At 35.4% G+C, this 23413-nt stretch carries 23 protein-coding genes; 6 read left to right on the top strand and 17 right to left on the bottom strand.

The genetic code is table 11. From position 1 onward, the window contains the following. Positions 1-95: 95 nt before the first annotated feature. Together LY60_RS02665 and LY60_RS02670 are read right to left on the bottom strand one after the other, a co-directional pair. Positions 96-1235, bottom strand: coding sequence for an aminotransferase class V-fold PLP-dependent enzyme (locus LY60_RS02665; protein WP_145079788.1), 1140 nt, complete (start codon positions 1233-1235; stop codon positions 96-98). A gap of 75 nt (positions 1236-1310) precedes the next feature. Beyond that, on the bottom strand, positions 1311-2579 hold the full coding sequence (locus LY60_RS02670; RefSeq protein ID WP_145079591.1) for a dihydroorotase: 1269 nt from the start codon (positions 2577-2579) through the stop codon (positions 1311-1313). Between the two features lie 137 nt (positions 2580-2716). Here LY60_RS02670 and LY60_RS02675 point away from each other — a divergent pair, with 137 nt between their 5' ends. Beyond that, positions 2717-3376: an HAD family hydrolase gene (locus LY60_RS02675; protein ID WP_170226083.1), complete on the top strand. Its 660-nt coding sequence runs from the start codon at positions 2717-2719 to the stop codon at positions 3374-3376. A 53-nt stretch (positions 3377-3429) separates the two neighbouring features. Here the strand turns inward: LY60_RS02675 and LY60_RS02680 are convergent, their stop codons facing one another. From LY60_RS02680 to rpmH, 15 genes are all read right to left on the bottom strand, one after another. Next, positions 3430-5244 carry an NADH-dependent [FeFe] hydrogenase, group A6 gene (locus tag LY60_RS02680; RefSeq protein WP_145079597.1) on the bottom strand — a complete coding sequence of 605 codons (1815 nt, stop codon included), beginning with the start codon at positions 5242-5244 and terminating at the stop codon, positions 3430-3432. A gap of 18 nt (positions 5245-5262) precedes the next feature. Then, entirely contained in the window at positions 5263-7053 is a 1791-nt protein-coding gene (gene nuoF, locus LY60_RS02685) for an NADH-quinone oxidoreductase subunit NuoF (RefSeq protein WP_145079600.1), read from the bottom strand. 16 nt (positions 7054-7069) lie between these two features. Beyond that, a complete protein-coding gene (locus LY60_RS02690; RefSeq protein ID WP_145079603.1) occupies positions 7070-7441 on the bottom strand; it encodes a (2Fe-2S) ferredoxin domain-containing protein in 372 nt (123 codons plus the stop codon). Between the two features lie 11 nt (positions 7442-7452). Further along, positions 7453-7938: an NADH-quinone oxidoreductase subunit NuoE gene (gene nuoE / locus LY60_RS02695; protein ID WP_040582244.1), complete on the bottom strand. Its 486-nt coding sequence runs from the start codon at positions 7936-7938 to the stop codon at positions 7453-7455. 301 nt (positions 7939-8239) lie between these two features. Then, a complete protein-coding gene (locus LY60_RS02700) occupies positions 8240-9085 on the bottom strand; it encodes a ParB/RepB/Spo0J family partition protein (protein ID WP_145079606.1) in 846 nt (281 codons plus the stop codon). 9 nt (positions 9086-9094) lie between these two features. Next, entirely contained in the window at positions 9095-9856 is a 762-nt protein-coding gene (locus LY60_RS02705) for a ParA family protein (protein ID WP_145079609.1), read from the bottom strand. Positions 9857-9867: 11 nt separating this feature from the next. Then, a complete protein-coding gene (gene noc / locus LY60_RS02710) occupies positions 9868-10656 on the bottom strand; it encodes a nucleoid occlusion protein (RefSeq protein ID WP_145079612.1) in 789 nt (262 codons plus the stop codon). A gap of 13 nt (positions 10657-10669) precedes the next feature. Next, a complete protein-coding gene (gene rsmG, locus LY60_RS02715; RefSeq protein WP_145079791.1) occupies positions 10670-11371 on the bottom strand; it encodes a 16S rRNA (guanine(527)-N(7))-methyltransferase RsmG in 702 nt (233 codons plus the stop codon). A 4-nt stretch (positions 11372-11375) separates the two neighbouring features. Continuing rightward, complete coding sequence (gene mnmG, locus LY60_RS02720) at positions 11376-13292, bottom strand: tRNA uridine-5-carboxymethylaminomethyl(34) synthesis enzyme MnmG (RefSeq protein WP_145079615.1); 1917 nt, start codon at positions 13290-13292, stop codon at positions 11376-11378. Between the two features lie 14 nt (positions 13293-13306). Continuing rightward, positions 13307-14686, bottom strand: coding sequence for a tRNA uridine-5-carboxymethylaminomethyl(34) synthesis GTPase MnmE (gene mnmE / locus LY60_RS02725; RefSeq protein WP_145079794.1), 1380 nt, complete (start codon positions 14684-14686; stop codon positions 13307-13309). Between the two features lie 147 nt (positions 14687-14833). Beyond that, on the bottom strand, positions 14834-15460 hold the full coding sequence (gene jag, locus LY60_RS02730) for an RNA-binding cell elongation regulator Jag/EloR (protein WP_019228793.1): 627 nt from the start codon (positions 15458-15460) through the stop codon (positions 14834-14836). After that, the gene (locus tag LY60_RS02735) at positions 15461-16243 is read right to left on the bottom strand and encodes a YidC/Oxa1 family membrane protein insertase (protein WP_145079618.1); all 783 of its coding nucleotides are present in this window, start codon (positions 16241-16243) and stop codon (positions 15461-15463) included. It abuts the gene before it with no gap. A gap of 14 nt (positions 16244-16257) precedes the next feature. Continuing rightward, positions 16258-16467, bottom strand: a complete 210-nt coding sequence (gene yidD, locus LY60_RS02740) for a membrane protein insertion efficiency factor YidD (RefSeq protein ID WP_083851547.1) — start codon at positions 16465-16467, stop codon at positions 16258-16260. Continuing rightward, positions 16460-16801: a ribonuclease P protein component gene (gene rnpA, locus LY60_RS02745; RefSeq protein ID WP_019228795.1), complete on the bottom strand. Its 342-nt coding sequence runs from the start codon at positions 16799-16801 to the stop codon at positions 16460-16462. The genes yidD and rnpA overlap by 8 nt, the downstream gene beginning before the upstream one ends. A gap of 48 nt (positions 16802-16849) precedes the next feature. Continuing rightward, positions 16850-16984, bottom strand: coding sequence for a 50S ribosomal protein L34 (gene rpmH / locus LY60_RS02750; RefSeq protein ID WP_019228796.1), 135 nt, complete (start codon positions 16982-16984; stop codon positions 16850-16852). A 403-nt stretch (positions 16985-17387) separates the two neighbouring features. Here rpmH and dnaA point away from each other — a divergent pair, with 403 nt between their 5' ends. The 5 genes from dnaA to gyrB all read left to right on the top strand — a co-directional run bounded on the left by dnaA (position 17388) and on the right by gyrB (position 23413). Further along, positions 17388-18725, top strand: a complete 1338-nt coding sequence (dnaA, locus tag LY60_RS02755) for a chromosomal replication initiator protein DnaA (RefSeq protein WP_145079620.1) — start codon at positions 17388-17390, stop codon at positions 18723-18725. Positions 18726-18965: 240 nt separating this feature from the next. Next, entirely contained in the window at positions 18966-20066 is a 1101-nt protein-coding gene (gene dnaN, locus LY60_RS02760) for a DNA polymerase III subunit beta (RefSeq protein ID WP_145079623.1), read from the top strand. An 85-nt stretch (positions 20067-20151) separates the two neighbouring features. After that, positions 20152-20370, top strand: a complete 219-nt coding sequence (locus tag LY60_RS02765) for an RNA-binding S4 domain-containing protein (RefSeq protein ID WP_019228799.1) — start codon at positions 20152-20154, stop codon at positions 20368-20370. Continuing rightward, complete coding sequence (gene recF, locus LY60_RS02770) at positions 20367-21488, top strand: DNA replication/repair protein RecF (RefSeq protein ID WP_145079625.1); 1122 nt, start codon at positions 20367-20369, stop codon at positions 21486-21488. Before LY60_RS02765 ends, recF begins: the two co-directional genes overlap by 4 nt. Positions 21489-21502: 14 nt before the next feature. Further along, the gene (gyrB, locus tag LY60_RS02775) at positions 21503-23413 is read left to right on the top strand and encodes a DNA topoisomerase (ATP-hydrolyzing) subunit B (protein ID WP_145079628.1); all 1911 of its coding nucleotides are present in this window, start codon (positions 21503-21505) and stop codon (positions 23411-23413) included.

Consider the following 23413-nt stretch of genomic DNA (forward strand, 5'->3'; position numbering starts at 1 on the left):
TAACTAATTATAACAAATATAAAAATACATTGCATTAAAAAATTATTAAATGTTTTGACAAGAAAATTGGTTTACAATTTTCTTGTCAAAACACCTTATCTTTCTGAAATTTCATTTAGTGCTTTTACTGCTGCAATTACGTCTGATCTTTTTGTGAATGGTCCTATGCCAAATCTTACTGCACCTATATTTTCAGTACCTATTGTCTTATGAGCCAATGGAGCACAATGAAGTCCCGGTCTGACTGCAATGTTGTATTCCGTGTCAAGAATATATGCAACTTCTGAAGAATCCATTCCTGCAATATTGACCGGAACAACGCCGCTTCTGTCATTTATGTCCTCTGGGCCATAAATTACAATTTTAGGATTTTTTCTCATCTCATTGATGAATGTCTCAAGAATATTTTTTTCGTGGCTTAAAATCGATTTTGTGCCCTTGTTTAAAATATACTTTAACCCTGCATTGAGACCTGCAATGCCCGGTAGGTTATGAGTACCTGCTTCTAATTTGTCCGGATAAAAATTTGGCTGATGAGGGTTGCTTGATTCGCTTCCTGTTCCACCCTCTTTGAGTTCCTTTATTTCAGCATCGCTGTTAATCAACAAAGCTCCTGTACCTTGCGGACCAAGAAGGCCTTTGTGTCCGGGTACAGCTAAAAAATCTATGTGTTGTTTCTGCATGTCTATCTCTAGTACGCCTGCACTTTGAGAACCGTCTACCAAGTAAAGAACATTTCTCCTCTTGCACATTTCTCCGATTTTTTCAATTGGAAATATAGTTCCTGTCAAGTTCGATACATGAGTTGTGACAACCATCCTTGTGTTGGTCTTTATGGCTGCTTCTATGTCCTGCACATTTATTTTTCCTTCATGAGAACAGGATACTATTGTATTTTCAACTCCAATATTTTCCAGTTCTTTTATAGGTCTTAAGACCGAATTATGCTCCATTGCTGTTGTTACAACATGGTCGCCTGGTCTTAGTATACCCTTTATTGCCATATTTAATCCATCTGTTGCATTGAATGTAAGAATAACCTTCATGGGATCATCGAGATTGAACAGTTCTGCCAGTAGTTCTCTTGTTTCATATATTACTCTTGCACCCTCTATGGCCATGGCATGACTGCCTCTTCCAGGGTTAGCCCCGTACTTTGTCATGGCGTCCATCACATTTTTATAAACTGATTTAGGCTTTGGGTATGTGGTGGCTGCATTATCTAAATAAATCATTATATCACCTGCTTCTTGTATTTGTAATATTATATGTGGCTTTTGCTCTTTGGGTATAACTACATCCATAACTGATCATTTATCTTCGTATACTATTTTGCCCCTGCATATGGTAAATTTAACTTTTCCCTGCAGTTCCCTTCCGTAATAAGGTGAGTTCCTTGATTTAGAATAAAATTCATTAACTACCCAGCTTTCCACAGGATTAAAAATCACCATATCAGCAGGATAATTTTCCTTCAATATACCGGTATTAAGATTGTACAACCTTGCAGGGTTAATTGTCATTTTCTCCAACAATTTTAAAATGCTCAAATGCCCTCCATTCACAAGGTATTTAATACCTACTGACAATGCTGTTTCAAGACCTGTAATCCCGCTTGGAGCCTTGGAAAACTCTTTTTCTTTCTCCTCACTGCTGTGAGGGGCATGATCCGTTGCAATGATTTCTATGGTATCATCCTTGAGTCCTTCAATTATTTTCATCCTGTCAGCTTCAGTCCTAAGCGGAGGATTCATTTTTGCATTTGCTCCATATGTGAGAACATCATCCTCTGTCATTGAAAAATGATGAGGTGAAGCTTCTGCCGTTACAAATGCACCCATTTTTTTTGCACATCTTATTATTTCCACCGCATTACCTGAGCTTACGTGCTGTATGTTCACTTTTGCTCCCATGGAAACAGCTAATGCACAATCTCTTGCTACCATTACATCTTCAGCCAGATGGGAGGCTCCCCCCATACCAAGTTTTTCAGATATTATCCCTTCATTAACACCTGCACTTTTTATGAGATTTGGATCTTCTTCGTGAAAGCTGACTGGAACGTTTAGGCGTCTGGCTTCTTCCATGGCTTTAAGCACTATGGCTGTGTTCATAATAGGGTACCCGTCATCAGTGAATCCCACTGCACCATTGTTCTTGAGTAATTCCATGTCAACTATTTCATTACCCTTCATGCCTTTTGTAATAGATGCTGCCTGCAGTACATTTATAGGAGATTTTTTTGATTGATTCATAATGTATTTCAATGTTTCAGGATTGTCCACGACCGGATTAGTATTAGCCATACAAACAACCGTTGTAAATCCTCCCCTCGCTGCTGCATATGCACCTGTAAGAATATCTTCTTTGTAGGTAAAACCAGGGTCCCTGAAATGAACGTGAACATCTATGAGCCCCGGAGCAACAACCATTCCTGAAGCATCTATTACTATGCAGCATTCGTGAGCATCAATATTTTCAGCTATTTTAATTATTTTATCATCATCAGTCAATATGTCTGCAACTTCATCCCTTCCGGAATAAGGATCAATTATTCTTCCATTTTTAATAAGCAACATTTTAATCACCTGCTAAATTGTTTTTAATCATTATATCATATCTGACAGATGTCATAAAGCAAATATTTGGCTTAATAATGCTTCAATTAAGGAACTTAATGTGTTACTATGTAATTAACAATTATATGGAGGATCTTATGTTTAAAGCTGCAATATTTGATTTGGACGGCACATTGATGGATTCTGCAGAGGATTTAGAAGCAGCATGCAATTATGCCCTTGATAAATTTAATCTGCATCACGTAGATTCACAGAAGTACAAATTGCTTCTTGGAACAGGAAGGCGAAAGGTTGTTGAAAGCATCCTAGATGAGTATTTTGAAAATTATGATGAGAATACAATAGAAGAATTTCTTTTTCATTACAACACATATTATAATAAGCATATGCTTGACCACACGAAACCTTATGAAGGAATACTGGATATGCTTGATTATCTTAATAAAAAAAGCATATTGACGGCAATTTTATCAAACAAACCTGATGATTTTACAAAAAAAATAGTTTCTCAAACTTTTGGAGATAAAATTCAATATGTGAGCGGCCTAAAGGACGGCTACCAGGCAAAACCAGATCCTGCTTCTCTCCTTGACATAATATGTGAACTCAAAGCAGAAAAAAATCAATGCGTGTACATAGGAGACACTGAAATAGATATACGAACTGCAAAAAATGCAGGAATAAAGTCCATTGGAGTTTTATGGGGCTTCAGAAATTCTTCAGTTCTGCAAGATGAAGGCGCTGATTACATTGTATCAACAGCCGATGAAATAAAAAAAATAGTTGTCCACAATTGAATGGTTTTCTGATGAAAAGAAGAGATTTTCCTTAGGGAAAATCTCTTCTTTTATTATTTATCTAATTTTTCAAGCATCTTTGCAAATTCTTCTTCCTGCTCAATTTCGTAAGAATCTCTCTTTGTATAGTGAGTGTGAAGAAGTTTGTGTGATAAATGACCGTTAGGTTCCTTCAGATAATCTTCATAAAGTTTCATAACTTCAGGATTCTTGTGTGATTTTCTCATAGGAAGCGATCGGTCAAGCTCATAGAGTGCATTTGCTCTGCTAACTTTAGGATTAACATCCAACCTTGCCTTTGCAGAAACATGAGATTGTCCTCCGCCGTGAACACATCCCCCCGGACATGCCATAACTTCTATGAAATGATACTCCTTTTCACCTGCTTTCACTGACTCAAGCACTTTTGCTGCATTTGCAGTACCGTGAGCTACAGCTACTTTAACTTCAGTGTCAACTCCACCTATAGGAAGAACCACGCTTGCTTCCTTAACGCCTTCTATACCTCTGACTGCCTGATATTCGATTGATTCGAGGTCTTTGCCTGTCAATATGTCCGCAACCGTACGAAGAGCTGCTTCCATAACACCGCCGGTTGCTCCGAATATTGCGCCGGCTCCTGTGTAATCTCCAAGAATACTGTCTGTATGCTCATCAGGAAGTTTTGTAAAGCTTATTCTCGCGCGCTTAATCATATCACCCAGCTCTCTTGTAGTAAGTGAATAATCAACATCTCTGTATCCGTCAACTTCCATTTCCGGTCTGTTAGCTTCAGTCTTCTTTGAAGTGCAAGGCATTACAGAAACTGATACTATCTTGCTTGGGTCAATTCCTTCTTTTTCTGCATAATATGACTTCACAATAGCTCCAAACATCTGCTGAGGTGACTTGCATGTAGACAGATTATCCAAAAATTCTGGATAGTTCAACTCGCAGTAACGAATCCATCCTGGTGAACAAGATGTGATCATTGGAAGTTTTCCTCCGTTTGTCACTCTGCTCAAAAGCTCAGTTCCTTCTTCAAGTATTGTAAGATCTGCAGAAAAGTTTGTGTCGAATACCTTATCAAATCCAAGCCTTTTTAAGGCTGAAACCATTTTTCCTGTAACATCTGTTCCTACGGGATATCCGAACTCTTCACCAAGTGATGCCCTTACTGCAGGAGCAGTTTGAACTACAACAAATTTTTCCGGATCATCTATTGCATCCCATACATCATCTATATAAGATCTTTCTCTCAGCGCTGCAACAGGACATGCCTGAATGCACTGACCGCAGTATACGCATGGAACATCCTTCATGCTGTAATCGAATGCAGGAGCAACTTCTGTTTTAAAGCCTCTTTTTGTAAAATCAAGTATACCTATTCCCTGTACGTCTCTGCATGTGGACACACATCTTCCGCACAATATACACTTGCTTGAATCTCTTACTATTGAATATGACAGATTGTCTATTTTAGCTTCTCTTTTAGCTCCCTGGAACTCAATATCATCAATACCAAGCTCATCGCAAAGCTTTTGAAGTTCGCATGTGCCGTTTCTCAAGCATGTTAGACACTCTCTGTTATGGTTTGCAAGAATCAATTCCACATTCATCTTTACGGCATTTCTTACCTTTGGAGTGTTTGTTCTTACATTCATTCCGTCCTGAACCTGAAGTACACAGGATGCAGGAAGATTACGCATTGGTACACCCTTAATGTCTACTTCTACAACGCATACCCTGCAAGCAGCTATTTCATTGATATCCTTTAAAAAACAAAGTGTTGGTATATCAATTCCCGCTTCTCTTGCAGCCATCAATACCGTATAATCTTTTGGGACATTTACCGTTATTCCATTTATAGTTACATTTACTTTATCCAATTATAACACCTGCCTTCCTTACTTTTTAATGATAGCATGGAATGTACAAGCATCCATACAAGCGCCGCATTTAATACATTTATCCTGATTGATAACATGAATTTCCTTCACTTTACCTTCAATTGCACCAACAGGGCATATTCTCGCACACTTTGTACATCCCTTGCAATCCATGGTGATAATATATCTTAAGAGTGACTGGCAAACTCCAGCAGGACATCTTTTCTCCAAAACGTGAGCTTCATATTCATCTCTAAAATATCTCAACGTTGACAAAACAGGGTTAGGAGCTGTTTGTCCCAAACCGCACAATGATGTTTCCTTTATATTAACAGCAAGCTTTTCAAGCTTATCCAGGTCTTCCATAGTGCCTTTGCCTTCTGTTATCTTATCTAGAATTTCAAGCATTCTCTTTGTTCCCTCACGGCATGGTGTACATTTTCCGCAGGACTCATCAACTGTAAAATCGAGGAAAAATCTTGCTATATCAACCATGCAGTTGTCTTCATCCATAACAATCATTCCGCCTGAGCCCATCATTGAGCCTACAGCAGTAAGATTGTCATAGTCTATAGGAATATCCAGGTGATCTTTAGTCAAACATCCTCCTGATGGTCCTCCTGTCTGAACAGCCTTGAACTCTTTATTGTTCGGACATCCGCCGCCTATATCGTATATAACTTCTCTCAGAGATGTTCCCATAGGAACTTCAACGAGACCTGTGTTATTGATTTTTCCGCCAAGTGCAAATACTTTTGTTCCGGGGGATTTTGCAGTACCGAAGCTCTTGAACCAGTCCGGACCGTTTAAAATAATTTGAGGAACATTGGCCAATGTTTCAACATTGTTTATGATTGTAGGTTTACCCCACAATCCCTTGTTTGCCGGGAATGGAGGCTTGTTCCTTGACATTCCTCTCTTGCCTTCTATTGACTGCATAAGGGCTGTTTCTTCACCGCATACGAATGCTCCTGCACCAAGTCTTATTTCAACATCAAAATCAAAACCCGTGTTAAAAAGATTCTTTCCTATAAGGCCTACTTCTTTAGCTTGTTTTATTGCAATTTCCAATCTGTGAACAGCAATAGGGTATTCTGCTCTCACATAAATAAAACCTTTTGTAGCTCCAATAGCATATCCTGCAATAGCCATTGCTTCTAAAACAGCATGGGGGTCTCCTTCAAGAACGCTTCTGTCCATGAATGCACCAGGGTCTCCTTCGTCAGCATTACAGATTACATACTTTTGGTCAGCTTGGTTTGGAGCTGCAAAACTCCATTTCATTCCTGTAGAGAAACCAGCTCCCCCTCTACCTTTTAAACCGGAATCCTTTACAAGCTGTATTACCTCTGTGGGAGTCATTTCTGTCAAAACTTTTCCTAATGCCATGTAGCCGTCTCTTGCAATATATTCACTTATATCTTCTGGATTTATAACTCCGCAGTTTCTTAAAGCAACTCTTTTTTGTTTTTTATAAAATTCTACTTCGCTGAGAGGCTTGATTTTTTCTTCTCTTGCACTTTCATCAAACAGGTATTTTCTTACAATTCTTCCCTTCAACAGATGTTCTTCGCAAATTTCATCTACTCTTTCTACAGTCATTCTTGCATAGAACGAGCCTTCAGGATATATTATAACTACAGGTCCTTCTTCGCACAGACCGAAACATCCGGTAGCAACAACCTGTACTTCTTCATCCAACTTTAATTCTTTAATTTTTTCTTCAAATCTTTGCTTAATCAAAGCAGAATTTGAAGAACTGCACCCAGTTCCGCCACATACCAAAACATGAGATCTGAAAATCTTCATCGCTTCTCCTCCACTTCTACTGTTTTTCAGCTGAACCTATAGTATACTCAACAACAATATTGTTGTTTGCCAAATGTTCCGACACAATTCTTTTTGCTTTTTCCGGATCAATATGAACATAGGTTACTTTTTCTTTATCAGCAGTATATACTTCCACAATAGGTTCCAAAGTGCACATTCCAATACATCCTGTCTGCACTACCTGCACATTGCCTAAATTTCTTTTAGCAACCTCTTCAACCAAAGTTGTAAGAACCGGTCTTGCACCTGCAGATATTCCACATGTTGCCATGCCAACAACAACTCTAATATCCTTATCTGTATTTCTCATTTCAATATTCTTAATTGACTCTTCTCTTAACTTTTTCAATTCTTCCAAAGATTTCATAAGCGTCCCCCTTAATCTTTATACTTGGCCAAAATTTCTGGAATTTTTTTAGGTTCCAACTTACCGTATACATCACCGTCTATCATCATAACAGGAGCAAGACCACAGCAACCCAGACATCTTGTAGCCTCAAGTGTGAACTCGTTATCTTCAGTTGTGCCGCCAACACTTATGTTTAACTCTTTTGACAACTTGTCCAAAACCAGCTGTGAACCCTTAACATAACATGCTGTTCCAAGGCATACTCCTATTTTATGTTTTCCCTTTGGCGTGATAGAAAATTGTGTGTAAAAAGTAGCAACTCCATAAACTTCAGCCAGCGGAACATCTACCTCATGAGCAATAAATTTCTGCACTTCAATTGGAAGATAGCCGAAAATTTCCTGAGCCTTGTGCAGAGTCTGCATCAATATGCCCTGTGATTGTCTGATTGAGTCAATGTACTCTTTAAGCTCAATAAACTGCCTTTCATTAGCTCTAACATCAAGTCCTTTAATCAAAATAATAACCTCCCTAGTTTATTTTGAACAGATATTTGTTCCCATTATATATTTTTGTTAATATAATGTCAATCAAATGAACCAATTAAATATTTTAGAAAATTTAACACTGGTTGTATTTACTTTTATTAATTCTGTAAACGTTTTTTACATTATTATATTTATCCATTTTTTTTATAGTTGTCAAAAAGTAAAGATTTTTTGTTGTTTAGTATATTGAAGTTTGTTCAAATATTAATAAACTCCAAAATTGTAAACGTTTGTCAATAAATGAAAAGAAAAATCACCTTTTAGCTGATTAATCTTCTATTTTCAACAAATCTAATATTCTGTTCAAATCTTCATTGTTAATATATTCTATTTCAATTTTGCCCTTATTCTTGTTTCTTTTAATATTTACTCTTGAAGAAAATCTATCTGTAAGCATTTCCTCAACATATGCCAGGTATTTGTCCTTTTCGGGCTGAACTCTTCTTTTTGGTTTCTTCGTGTCCCTTACAAGCTTTTCAACATCCCTCACGCTTAAATCTTCTTTTATGATAAGGTTAGTCATGGCAATTTGTTTTTCTGGAGATAAGCTAAGTATTGCTCTTCCATGTCCGGCAGAAATCTCATTGTTTACTATTTTTTCCTTAACATAGCTGTCAAGATTTGAAAGCCTCATTATGTTTGTAACATAAACCCTTGATTTTCCTACAATATTTGAAACTTCTTCCTGTGTTATGCCGTATCTGTCCATAATAAAATCATAAGCATTGGCTTCATCTATGGGATTTAAATCTTCTCTTTGTATGTTTTCAATCAAGGCTATTTCCGAGGCGTTTTTATTTTCAATGTCCCTGACAATACATGGCATTGATTTGATGTTGGCGTTCTTGCATGCCCTCCATCTTCTTTCACCTGCTATGATTGTGTATATGTCATTGTCTTTTCTGACGATAATAGGCTGGATTACACCATATTTTTTAATGGACTCAGTCAGTTCCTCAAGTTTATCCTGTTCAAAAACCTTACGGGGCTGATTTGGATTAGGACATATTAAATTTGTATCTATTTCTTCGATTTTTTTTATATCTTCCTTTTCCAGCTCCTCCGGTATCAATGCTGACAAACCCTTGCCCAAGGCTTTTCTTTTAATAGCCATGTTATCCTCCTAGTTATTCTTGATGATTTCTTCGGAAAGTTTCATATATGCTTCGCTTCCCTTTGATTTTTCATCATAAAGCATGATGGGCTGCCCGAAGCTAGGTGCTTCAGCCAATCTTACGCTTCTTGGAATCACAGTCCTGTACACTTTATCTTTAAAATATTTCTTTACTTCTTCAACAACCTGCACTGATAGATTTGTTCTTCCATCAAACATATTAAGAAGAACTCCTTCAATATCAAGTTTAGGATTTAAATTTTTTCTTACGAGCTTAACCGTATCAATGAGTTGTCCAACACCCTCCAATGAATAATATTCACACTGTATGGGTATTAGAACAGTATTTGAAGCAGTCAGTGCATTCAATGACAAAAGTCCCAATGAGGGGGGGCAGTCTATTATGATAAAATCATATTTATTGTCCAGCATACTCATCTTTTCTTTAAGAGTTTTCTCCCTGTACTTTGTGTTTGTAAGCTCTATTTCAGCTCCAGCCAGCTGTATATTTGCAGGAACCAGCTCCAGATTTTCAATATTTGTCTTGCATATTATTTTGTTAATATCATAATCTTCAATCAATACATCATAAATGGTATACTCAAGTTCATTTTTATTGACACCGAACCCGCTGGTTGAATTGCCCTGGGGATCTATGTCGATGCTGAGAACTTTTTTGCCTTTCAGAGCCAGCGCAGCACATAGGTTAACATTAGTTGTTGTTTTTCCCACTCCGCCTTTTTGATTGAATATGCTTATGACTTTAGCCATACTTTCACCCTCTACATGCTTTTTTTAGGAATTTTCACCTTTATTTCAATGAACTCTTCCGATTCTTCCTGCTCAAATCTCGCTTCTATGCCTGTTTTAACTATTTCGTTATAAGCATTCTTTATTGTGTTGATATAAATTTTATAATTAATAAAATTTCTGACATAGCGCTTGTCCTTAATTTTCTTGAGGTTCACATCCTCTGCTATGGAACTTACAAGCTTTTCAGTTTCACTTACATTAAGGTCTTTCTTTATTATTTTTTCCACTATGCTTAAAAGCAGCTCCTCATCATCTAATTTCAAAAGAGCTCTTGCATGTCTTTCACTTAAACTTCCTTCTCTGATTTTTTGTTTTACTGATTCCGGAAGCTTTAATATACGCATTTTGTTAGCTATTGTAGACTGTGATTTACCAAGTTTTTCTGCCAGCTGTGTCTGATTCAGCTCAAAGTCTTCAATAAGTCTTTCGTAAGCCATGGCTTCTTCAATAAAATCCAAATCTTCACGCTGCAAATTTTCAATAAGTGCCATTGCAGCTGATTCTTCTTCCTTTACTTCAATGATTACTGCAGGAATAGTCTCCCTGCCTAGAAGCTTTACAGCTTTAAAGCGTCTTTCACCGGCAATAATCTCATAAATATCATCATAAATTTTTCTTACAGTTATGGGCTGTATAATGCCATAGTTTTTGATGGATTGACTCAACTCTTCCAGAGCCCTGTCATCAAAAATTTTTCTTGGTTGATTTTTATTAGGAATTATTTTGTTAACATCTATATTTACTATACTGCTTATCAAAATTATCTCCCCCTCATATTAATGGATCTTTACTTGGTTTTCCCGCTTTTCTCGGGTACTTGCTGTTTGTCTGTTCTATTTTTTCAATAATTACTATTTTTCTTAAAATTTCTGAACCGGGGAGATTAATTTCCTTAATTTCTTTAATTTTGCCCCCAAGCTTGTTTATGGCACTTTCAGAATCCGTTATTTCCTTGGAAATATTTTCGCTTTTATATGCTGCAAAATATCCGCCCACCTTAACAAATGGAAGGCAGTATTCACCTAAAACATTGAGAGGCGCCACAGCTCTTGAAACACATATATCAAATTGTTCTCTGTACTTTGGATTTTGACCGAAGTCTTCTGCCCTTCCATGAATGAGTTCCACTCCTTCAAGATTCAATTCCTTCCTGACCATATCAAGAAAATCTATTCTTTTTCTCAGACTGTCCAAAAGAGTAACACTCAGTTCGTCATTGACAATTTTTAAAGGGTATCCGGGAAAGCCTCCTCCTGTACCTATGTCGATTAAACTTTTCTTTTCGCAGAAATTTCCTTCGTCCAGAAGAACAATGCTGTCTAAAAAGTGCTTCACATATATTTCTTCATCATCTTCAATGGACGTAATGTTGATTTTTTGATTCCATTCTTTCAAAAGATCTCTGTACTTTACGAACTTCTTTTCAATTTCTGAGCTGTAGGGCAACTTCAGTTGTCTGAAACCCTCTTCCATTGTTTTAATCAAGATTTTCTCCTTTGTCGTGAGATTTGGCTGCGTTTGTCATCATGTACACCAAAAGTACGTTGATGTCAGATGGTGACACTCCGGATATTCTCGAAGCCTGACCTATAGAATCAGGTCTTATTCTGTTAAGTTTCTGCTTAGCTTCAAGCCTTAAGTTTCCTATGCTGTCATAATCAATGCTGCTTGGAATTCTTCTGTTTTCAAGCTTTTTAAACTGCTCTACCTGCTTAATCTGCTTTGAAATGTATCCATCATATTTTATGACTGTTTCAACATAATCCTTTGTTTCTTTGTTGAGCAGCGGTCTTTCTTCATCAAGAGCCGCAGTGTTGTCGTAGTCAAGCTCTGTCCTTCTCAACAAATCATATAAGCTCAAAGGCATTTTTAAAGATGCGCTTCCAAGACTCTCCAATATTTCATTTACTTCTTTTTTCGGAGTAATTTTTATGTTTTTCAAGCGTTCAATTTCTTCTTCTATTTTTTGTTTCTTTGTTTTAAATCTGTTATATCTTTCTTCTGTAACAAGACCCACTTCATAACCCTTTTCTGTAAGTCTTTCATCTGCATTGTCCTGTCTTAGAATTAGCCTGTATTCAGCCCTTGATGTCATCATGCGGTATGGTTCATTTGTCCCCTTAGTCACAAGGTCGTCAATCAATACACCGATGTATGCTTCTGAACGGTCAAGAACAAGGGGTTCTCTGTTTTTCAAACTCATGGCTGCATTTATTCCTGCTATGAGACCCTGAGCTGCTGCTTCTTCGTAACCTGAACTTCCATTCACCTGTCCGGCAAAAAATAAATTTTTAATGCTTATGAGTTCCAAACTTGTTTTAAGCTGAGTGGGGTCAATGCAGTCATATTCTATTGCATAAGCAGGTCTCATGATTTTGGCATTTTCTAATCCAATCATGGATTTGTACATCTGAATCTGCACTTCGTATGGAAGAGAAGATGACATTCCCTGAATGTACATTTCCTTTGTGTCAAGACCTTCAGGTTCAACAAACAGCTGGTGTCTGTCCTTGTCTGAAAATTTAACAACCTTATCTTCAATGGAAGGGCAGTACCTGGGTCCAATGCTTTTTATAACTCCTTCATAAAGAGGAGATCTGTCCAGGTTTTTTCTTATTATTTCATGTGTTTCTTCTGTAGTGTATGTTATATAGCACGGTACTTGTTCAATATTTATTCCATCAGTCATGAATGAAAAAGGAATTATCTCTTCATCTCCTGACTGAATTTCCATTTTTTCATAATCCAGAGAATCAGAGTGTATTCTAGCCGGTGTTCCAGTCTTAAATTTTCTGAGTTCTATTCCCAAATCCATCAATGATTCCGATAGCTCATTTGCAGGAGCCAAACCATTTGGTCCTGAAGAATAATTAAGTTCTCCAATATATACTCTGCCCTTAAGGTATGTTCCAGTTGTGATTATTACTGATTTAGCCCTGTAATATGCTCCTACCTTTGTATAGACATTAAATGTTTTGTCATCATTCACTGTGAGTCTTGTAACTTCAGCCTGCACAACTTCAAGGTTTTTTTGATTTTCTATCACTTTTTTCATTTCAGAGTGATACTTGTTTTTGTCGGCCTGAGCCCTGAGGGAATGAACTGCCGGTCCCTTTGAACGGTTCAGCATCTTACATTGTATCATAGTTTTATCTATATTTAAAGCCATTTCTCCACCCAGAGCATCAATTTCCCTCACCAGGTGTCCCTTAGCTGTTCCGCCAATGTTAGGATTGCACGGCATCATGGCTATTGAATCAAGCGTCATGGTTATCATGATAGTTTTTAAATTAAGCCTTGAAGCTGCAAGAGCTGCTTCACATCCTGCATGCCCTGCTCCCACAACAGCCACATCTATTTCTTCTGCAAGAAAATCTCTTACTTTGTCTTCCATTTCGTTTCCTCTTCCTATTTTCCTATGCAAAATTCATTGAATATTTTGTCAACTAAATCATCGCTTACGGACTTGCCAACTATGAGACCTAAATTTTCCATTGTTTCCTTAAGGTCTATTTCCACAAAATCTATGGTCATGCCGTTGTTAATTGACTTTAACACCTCATCAAGGCTGTTTTTTGCATTTATCAGCAAATTCTTGTGCCTTGCGCTGTTTATAATAAGCTCGTTTTCAATATTTATTGCTCCTTCAAAAAACATGCTGCTTAATTTTTCAATTATTTCATCAAGACCCTGATTGTTCACCACGGAAATATTGATTGCTTCTTTTTCTATGTCTTCATAACCAGACAAATTAAGCTTGTTTTCCAAATCCGTCTTATTCTTTATATAAATTGTTTTTTTATTCTGTATATACTGCAGTATTTTCTCATCTTCAGCTTCAAGTTCTCTTGAAGAATCAAATAGCATCATAACAAGATCTGCTTCATCCACTTTGCTTAGAGCCTTTTCAACACCAATTTTTTCAACCGTGTCTTCTGTGTCTCTTATGCCTGCAGTGTCAATAATTCTTAAAGGTATTCCCTTTATGTTCACATATTCTTCTATTGTATCTCTTGTGGTGCCGGGGATTTCCGTAACAATAGCACGGTTTTCATTCAACAGAAAATTCATGAGTGATGATTTGCCTACATTGGGTTTTCCCAATATTACAGTCTTGATTCCTTCTTTGAATATTTTTCCTGTATCAGCCGTAGAGATTAATTTATCTATTTTATTTAAAATTTCCTCGCAAAATTCTTTTGCATCTGAAATTGTGATTTCATCTTCATCATATTCAGGAAAATCAATGTTTACTTCTATGTTAGCAAGTATGTCCATGATTTTTTCTATTATGTTGTTTATTTCCTTGGAAAGCCTGCCTTCAAGGTGATTCATGGATATGGCATGGCTTGAATCTGTCTTTGAATTAATAATATCTATGACGGCTTCAGCCTGGGTCAGGTCTATTCTACCGTTAAGAAATGCTCTTTTTGTGAATTCGCCTCTTTCTGCAGGACGACATCCCATTAGAAGTACTGTCTCAAGTATTTTTTTTGCAGAAATAACTCCTCCATGGCAGTTTATCTCCACTACATCTTCTCTTGTGTAGGTATTCGGACCCTTCATGTAAGAAAGCAGCACTTCATCTATAATTTTGCCCTGATTGTCTTGCACATGGCCGTAATGAAGGTATCTTGGCTTTAAATTATTGCCTTCACCCGTTTTTCTGCCTTTTTTGACAAAAATTTTTTCAGCTATACTAAGTGCATCATCACCGCTTATTCTTATTATATTGATACCAGCATTGCCTGGAAATGTTGCTATTGCAGCTATCGTATCACTGTTCATCCTATCACCGTTTCTTTCTTTATAATTCACATATATTTTACATTATTTTTTCACAAATGTACATAAATATTTAATGCTGCATGTGGTATTATCATGTAATTCCTAGTATATAAAATATAACCCGGTTGTCCGGGTTATATGATATGATTATTTTAAGTCTATTACAACTTTTCTGAAAGGCTCATCACCTTCAGAATAAGTGATTATGTCCTTTTCGTCCTGTAAAGTAGAATGAATTATTCTTCTTTCATAAGGATTCATTGGTTCGAGTCTGACCTTGTGCTTGTAGTACCTGCACTTGTCTGCCATTTTTGCTGCAAGTTTCTTTAATGTCTCTTCTCTTTTGGCTCTGTAATCTTCAACATTGAAAATAACTCTCACATAATTTTCTCTGCCTTTATTCACTATCAAATTAAGAAGAAATTGAATTTCGTCTAAATTTTTACCTCTTTTGCCTATGATTATGCCTTTATCGTCTTCTCCGATTTTAACTATGTCAACTTTTAAAACGTTGTCGGAAAAATCCACCTGGTAATCAGCTTCTATCTCCATTTTTTTAAGCAAGACGTCAAAGAATTTTTTTGTTCTTTCTTCCGGACCATTTGTAACGGTTACTTTGACCTTTGCATCCTTGCTTCCTATCAAGCCGAAAAAACCTTTTGAAGGCTCATTGATAACTTCAATCTGCACTTCTTCTTTCTCAGCATGCAGTTCTTCCAAGGCAGCAGCAATAGCTTCTTCAACTGTAGATCTTTCAATAGTTACATTTTTCATCTATTTTAATTCCTCCTTCGGATTTTTGGACGAATTCATAATAACATATTGTTGTATCAACTGAAATACATTTGAAACAACCCAGTATAATCCTAATCCTGCAGGGAACTGTACACCAAAAACAAATATCATGACAGGCATCATCATATTCATTGATTTTTGTGTAGCCATAGCCTGTTCATTTCCTGCTGGCTGAGTGGACATTGTCATTTTACTTGTCAGATATGTTGTAAATGCTGATATTGCAGCAAATATAGGAACAGCTGCACCAATGAACGGAAGTGTCATTCCACCCATTGACAATCCATTTACAATTCCGCCTTCAAAAATAAAATTTTCAGTGTATCTCAAGTCATTGATCCAAAAAAATGCTTTATTTATTAAATCATATGCTTCCAGATTCTTAAAAACATATACTTCAGGTGATCTGATAACATAAAAAAACGCAATTAATATAGGGAATTGAATCAACATAGGCAGACACCCTGCAAAAGGACTGTATTCAGCTTCTTTGTACAATTCCATCTGTTTTCTTTGAAGCGTCTGAGGATCTTTTCCGTACTTTTCCTGCAATTCCTGTATTTTTGGATTTAATTCCTGCATTTTTTTCATAGATTTAGTCTGCTTTAACGTCAACGGCATTACTATCAACTTAAATATTATGGTTGACAAAATTATTGAAATTGCATAAGCAGAAAGATATTGGGTATCAAAAACAGATACCATGTCGTATAACAATTTAACAAGCATACCCATTGGCTTTGCTAAAAAATCTAAATTCATGTTTATCCTCCGTATTATTTCAAAGGATCATACCCACCGGGATGAAATGGATGACATCTGAGAATTCGTTTTATTCCTAAGTATGAGCCTTTTATAAAACCGTATTTTTGTAACGCTTCAACAAAATATTGCGAACATGTGGGGTAAAATCTGCAATGTCTTACTCCCGAGTTCGAAGAAAATTTCTGATATATTCGTATAATAAAAATTAACAGCTTACTTATTTAGATCACCCTTTAACATTTTCTTTTTCTTCATCAGTTTAAAAAATGATTTTTCCAGACTCTTGTAATCTGAATCAGCAGCATTAACACGGGCCATCAAAACAAAATCATAGCCTTCTTTTAAATTACACTCGTTTAACCTTACTATTTCTTTCAGTCTTCTTCTTATGATGTTCCTTTTTACTGCCAGTTTAATTTTTTTTGCAGCAGTAAAACCAAACCTGTTATAACCTAAATTGTTTTTTTTTACAAACAAAACAATATTGTAATCAGATATGGAATCCTTACAATTATAGACAGATTTGTATTCTTTGTTGTTTTTTATGATTATCATTGTTTTTCCCTATGTTTGAAAATGGAATAAAAGGCCACATACGCGGCCTTATGCTGACAATTTCTTTCTACCTTTTGCCCTTCTTCTCTTCAAAACATTTCTTCCGGATTTTGTGCTCATTCTTTTAATAAATCCATGTTCGCTGCTTCTTTGTCTTCTTTTTGGCTGATAAGTTCTTTTCATCAGAAAAACACCTCCTTGTACTACAGATATCTATATAAATATCTTAAATTTTCATGTTTTTAAATTATAATATTTTTAAATTTCGATGTCAACAATTAAAAATATTATAGCTATTGTAATATACTACATTTTTTTAAAGAATGCAATTATTTTTTAAAATAAATAAAATTAAATTGAAATTGTGGATAAAAAATGATAGTATGATATGTATCTGTGGATAACTTTTTATTTATGTTTAATCTATGGACAAACTGTTATTAAATTTTAAAAAATGTTGAATAATCAATTTTATAAATTGTTAACATTTTTAGTTAACAATTGTTTACAACATATAATTTAACATATATTTTCATTTATTATAAACAACATGTTAATTTTTTTTATCAACAACCGGAGGAATTATATGAACTTTGAAGAATTATGGAACGAAGTCCTGGAAATTGTAAAAGAAGATACAAATCAAGTGAGTTTTAACACTTGGTTTAAGCCTCTTAAAATAGTTGCTTATAAAAATAATACAATTTATTTGGAAACAGCAGATGATTTTTTAAAAAACACATTAAAGAAAAGACACTACAACTTTCTTAAAAATGCATTCACATATGTATTAAAGAAGGATACGGAACTTGTTTTCACGGTTCCCGGCGAAAATATCGACAAGGAAGATTCAAAACGAACTGCTACAAACAGCACATCCGAAGAAACTGACGCAATAAACGTAGACAGAAAATTAAATCCCAAGTACCGTTTTGACAACTTCATAATAGGAAATTCCAACAGATTTGCCCATGCCGCTTCCCTGGCTGTTGCAGAAGCTCCATCCACTGCATACAACCCTTTATTTTTATACGGCGGAGTTGGTCTTGGAAAAACTCACTTGATGCACGCCATTGGACACTATATTCTGGACAACAACCCGGATGCCTATGTTCTTTATGTAACTTCTGAAAAATTTACAAACGACCTTATTAATTCCATAAAGGACGGCAAAAATGAGGAGTTTAGAAACACATACAGAAAAGCTGATGTACTTCTGGTGGATGATATTCAGTTTATTGCAGGTAAAGAAAGTACTCAGGAAGAATTTTTCCACACATTCAACGCTCTTCATGAAGCAAACAAACAGATTATAGTTTCAAGCGATAATCCTCCAAGCGAAATTCCAACATTGGAAGACAGGCTTCGCTCCCGTTTCGAGTGGGGACTTATTGCAGACATACAGCCGCCGGATTATGAAACAAGAATTGCAATATTGAGAAAAAAAGCTGAAGCTGAAAATTACAACGTTCCTGACGAGGTAATCACATACATTGCACAGCACATTCAATCAAATATTAGAAAACTTGAAGGAGCTCTCATACGTATTTATGCCTATGCTTCTCTCACTAATAAAAAGGAAGTTTCACTTGAGCTTGCCCAGGAGGCCTTAAAGCATTTGATCTCCAGCAACAAGAAAATCACTCTTGTTGATATAAAGGAAGTTGTTGCAAATTACTACAACATATCAATGGACGACCTCGTATCAAAAAAGAAAACGAAAAACATTGCATATCCAAGGCAAATTGCTATGTATATAGCCAGAAAATTAACGGATTATTCTCTTCCTAAGCTTGGAGAAGAATTTGGAGGAAGAGATCACTCAACTGTGCTTCATGCATGCAACAAGGTTGAAGAAGACATGGAAAATTCTCAGGAAATTAAAAAAAATGTAGACGATTTAATTTCCATGCTGAATAATTAACTACTCTGTTGATAAACTGTTAGGGGTTGTTCATAACATTATTTTTTATTTTTAAGCTTTTGGATAAAAAATTAATCTGTCAACAGCCATAAATTTTTTAAAGATTTAAAATTCAGTGCTTCAACAACTTTTCAACAAATTAACAGTGCCTACTAATATTACTAATAATTATTTTATATATTTCTATTAAATGTTTTTTCAGTTTCAATTGTTAACAAACCAATTATAAAGGAGTAAAAGATGAAAATTAGAATTAACCAAAATGAACTAAATAAATCAATTAATATTGTACAAAAAGCAGTTTCTTCAAGAACACCTCTTCCAATATTGTCAGGCATACTAATAGAAGCAAAAAACAACATGCTCATTATGACTGCCACAGACCTGGACCTTGGAATAAAAACTTATTCTCCCTGCGACATAGAGGAAGAAGGATCAATAGTTGTGCAATCAAGACTTATTGGAGATTTTGTAAGAAAACTGCCGTCTAATTCCTATGTGAACATAGAAACAATGGAAAACAACAACATGGAAATAAAATGTCTTAATTCAGAAATTAACATACTTGGAAATTCTGCAGCAGAATATCCTGACAACACATTTGACAATGAAGGAAATTCATTCTCAATAAAATCTGAATCTTTGAAAAATCTTATAAAGTATACTTATTTTGCAGCTGCACAGGAAAATATTAAACCTATTTTCACAGGCTGCCTCATTGAAATTAAAAATAATCTTTGTACATTTGTTGCTCTTGACGGATACAGAATGGCAGTAAAAAAAGAAAAAATAGATTTCAGCGGTGAAGTTTCAGTTGTTGTTCCTTCAAAAACAATGCTTGAAATTTTAAGAATAATAGAGGAAAACAAAGCAAACACAGACATAGTTATTTCTGAAAGCCATATTTCTTTCAAAGTAGACAACACTATAATAATATCAAACCTGCTAGATGGTAAATTCATTGATTATGAAGGAATAATAAAAGATAATTATGTTACAACAGTGAATGTAAGCACAACTGAAATAAGAGAATCTGTTGAAAGAGCTTCACTTCTTGCAAAAGATGACAAAAACAACCTCATAATTCTTGACATAAAAGAAAACAACATGCAGATAAATTCTGCATCCGAATACGGCAATGTAGAAGAAAATGTGACTGTTGAAAAAGAAGGAGAAGACATAAAAATAGGTTTCAACTCAAAATATCTCCTTGATTTTTTAAAGGTTATAGAAAATGAAAAAATTAAATTGAATTTAATTGGGAAAAATAACCCTTGCTTTATAAATGAAGATAACAAGGAAGATTATATTTACATGGTACTGCCTGTTAGAATATCATAATATTTTAAGGTCATTATAGAAAATATAAAATAAATATTATTATGGTCATTTACAAAAATAAATTATTTTAAAAATGAGGTGCAAAATGGAAAATATTTATATTAGCACAGAATATATAAAACTTGACCAGCTTTTGAAATTTGTCAATGCAGTAGAAGGCGGCGGTATGGCAAAAAATGTAATTCTTGACGGACTTGTAAAAGTTAACGGCGAAGTTGAACTTCAAAGAGGAAAGAAGTTGAGAGAAGGGGACATCGTTGAATTTAACGGTGAAGAGTATATCATTTCAACAGAGGAAAAATGATAATAAATAAGTTAAAAATAAAGAATTACAGAAATTTCAAGGATGCAGAAATTGAACTCAACAACTCTCTGAACATTTTCATAGGAGACAACGGCCAGGGAAAGACAAATCTAATGGAGTCTATTTACCTTTCTTCAATAGGAAGGACGTTCAGATTAAACAGTGAAAATGAATTGATCAATTTCAGTGAAAATAAAAGTTCTGTAGAAATTTCTCTTATAAAAAATAACTATAACATGAAAATCGACCTTCTTTTGGAGAAAAACAAAAGGAAGACAGTCCACATAAACGGAGTAAAGCTGGATAAAACTTCGGAAATGATAGGAATATTGAACAATGTTATTTTTACTCCTGACGATATGAGAATTATAAAGGGAAGTCCTGTTGAAAGAAGAAAATTCATAAATATTGACATTTCTCAAATTAAGCCTAAATATAAGTATTTGCTTAATAAATACAAAAAAGTTGTGACTGAAAGAAATATAATTTTAAAAAATTACTATACAAATCCACAAAATAAGGATATTATAAATATTTGGAATGATTACCTGGTTAATACAGGTTCAGACATAATATTTTTAAGAAATGAATATATTGAAAAGTTAAAACATTATGCAGCGGATATTTATGCAGATATTTCCGGTAAAAAAGAAAAATTTGAAATGAGCTACTGCTGCAACATAGGCAGATCTGAATACTTGGACAATGAAATCATAAAAAAGTCATTTCATGAAAAAGTAAACAACAACATAAAAAATGAAATAATGAGGGGAACAACTTTGTATGGACCTCACAAAGATGACATAGTAATTAAAATTGACGGAAATGAATGCAAGTATTTTGGTTCACAGGGTCAGCAGCGTTCAGCAATTCTTTCAATAAAGCTTGCTGAAATAGAAATTATAAAAGAAGAAACAGGAGAATATCCGATTTTGTTGTTGGATGATGTGTTGTCAGAGCTTGACAACAAAAGAAAAGGGTATCTCATGAACTACATAAAAGGGATACAGACTGTCATTACAACAACAGATGACCATGATTTAAAAGAGTTGACCAAATTTTACAACAAGAAAATTTTTTATATAAACGAAGGAAAAATTGGCAATATTACAAATTAGAGGAGTTTAAATAAATGGCAGATAAAAATTACAATCATTATGGTGCAGATCAGATTCAAGTGCTGGAAGGGTTGGAACCTGTAAGGAAAAGACCGGGAATGTATATTGGATCTACTGGAGAAAGAGGACTTCATCAGCTGGTTTATGAAGTAGTTGACAACAGCATAGATGAAGCACTGGCTGGATTTTGCGATACAATTCATGTCACCATAAATACAGACAATTCAGTTGTTGTAGTTGACAACGGAAGAGGAATTCCAATAGAAAAAAACAAAAAAACTGGAAAATCAACATTGGAAACTGTTCTTACTGTGTTGCATGCGGGAGGTAAATTCGACAACGACGCATACAAGGTATCAGGAGGACTTCACGGTGTTGGTGTTTCATGCGTTAATGCATTGTCTGATTACCTCATAGCCGAAGTCAACTGGGACGGAAAAAGATACAGGCAAAATTTTGAAAGAGGAATTGCAAAATCAGAGGTTGAATATGTGTGTGACACTGACAGTACAGGAACAACCATAACATTTTTACCTGATTCCACAATTTTTGAAACTATTGAATTTAATTATACCATATTGAAGCACCGCATGCGTGAGCTTGCATTTTTGAACAAGGGAATAAAAATTTCGTTAGAAGACAAAAGAGACGGAGTCAAGGATTTTTTCCACTATGAAGGTGGAATTAAGGAATTTGTCCATTACCTGAACAATAAAAAAGAACCTCTCCATGAAGACATAATCTACACGGAAGGCAAAAGGGAAAAGGTGATGGTTGAACTATCACTTCAATACACAGATTCATACAATGAAAATATTTTTTCTTTCGTTAACAACATAAACACCATTGAAGGAGGAAGCCACCTTGTTGGTTTCAAAACTGCCCTCACACGTGTTATAAATGATTATGCAAAAAAATACAACTTGTTGAAAGAAAATGATGTTGCAATAACAGGGGAAGACATCAGAGAAGGAATAACTGCCATACTTTCAATAAAAATTCCAAATCCTCAGTTTGAAGGACAGACAAAGACAAAGCTTGGAAACAGCGAAGTTAGAGGAATAGTAGACAATATTTCGGGAGAGGCTTTGAGCATCTACTGTGAAGAAAATCCAAAGACTGCTAAGGCTATTGTAGAAAAATCATTGAGATCTGCAAGAGCAAGAGATGCTGCAAGAAAAGCAAGAGACCTTGTAAGAAGAAAAGGAGCTCTTGAAGGAATGGCACTTCCTGGAAAGCTCGCTGATTGTTCTGAAAAGGATCCAGCACTTTGCGAAATATGCATAGTTGAGGGTAATTCAGCAGGTGGAAGCGCCAAGGAAGGAAGAGATAGAAGAATTCAGGCCATACTTCCTTTGAGAGGAAAAATACTTAATGTTGAAAAGTCAAGAATTGACAGAATATTGAGTTCTGAAGAAATTAAAAATATGATAACTGCATTTGGATGCGGAATAGGTGAAGATTTTGATATATCTAAATTAAGATATCACAAAATAATAATCATGACAGATGCCGATGTTGACGGTGCTCACATTCGTACGCTCTTGCTGACATTTTTCTACAGGTACATGAAGGAATTGATTACGCAAGGCCACGTCTATGCAGCCCAGCCTCCTTTGTACAGAGTTAAAAAAGGAAAATTTGAGCAATATGTCTACAGCGATTCAGAACTGAACAAAGTTCTTGAGGAAATAGGAAGAGACAACAAGTATGAAATACAAAGATACAAAGGTCTTGGAGAAATGGATCCTGAACAGCTTTGGGAAACAACTATGAATCCTGCCCAAAGAATTCTTTTGAGGGTAAATGAAGATGATGCCATGGAAGCTGATGAAACATTCAATATTCTCATGGGAGACAAAGTTGCCCCAAGAAGAGAATTTATAGAAGAAAATGCCAGATATGTTAAGAATTTAGATATATAG

The organism is Sedimentibacter saalensis, assembly GCF_007830175.1.
GTDB classification, from domain to species: Bacteria; Bacillota; Clostridia; order Tissierellales; family Sedimentibacteraceae; genus Sedimentibacter; species Sedimentibacter saalensis.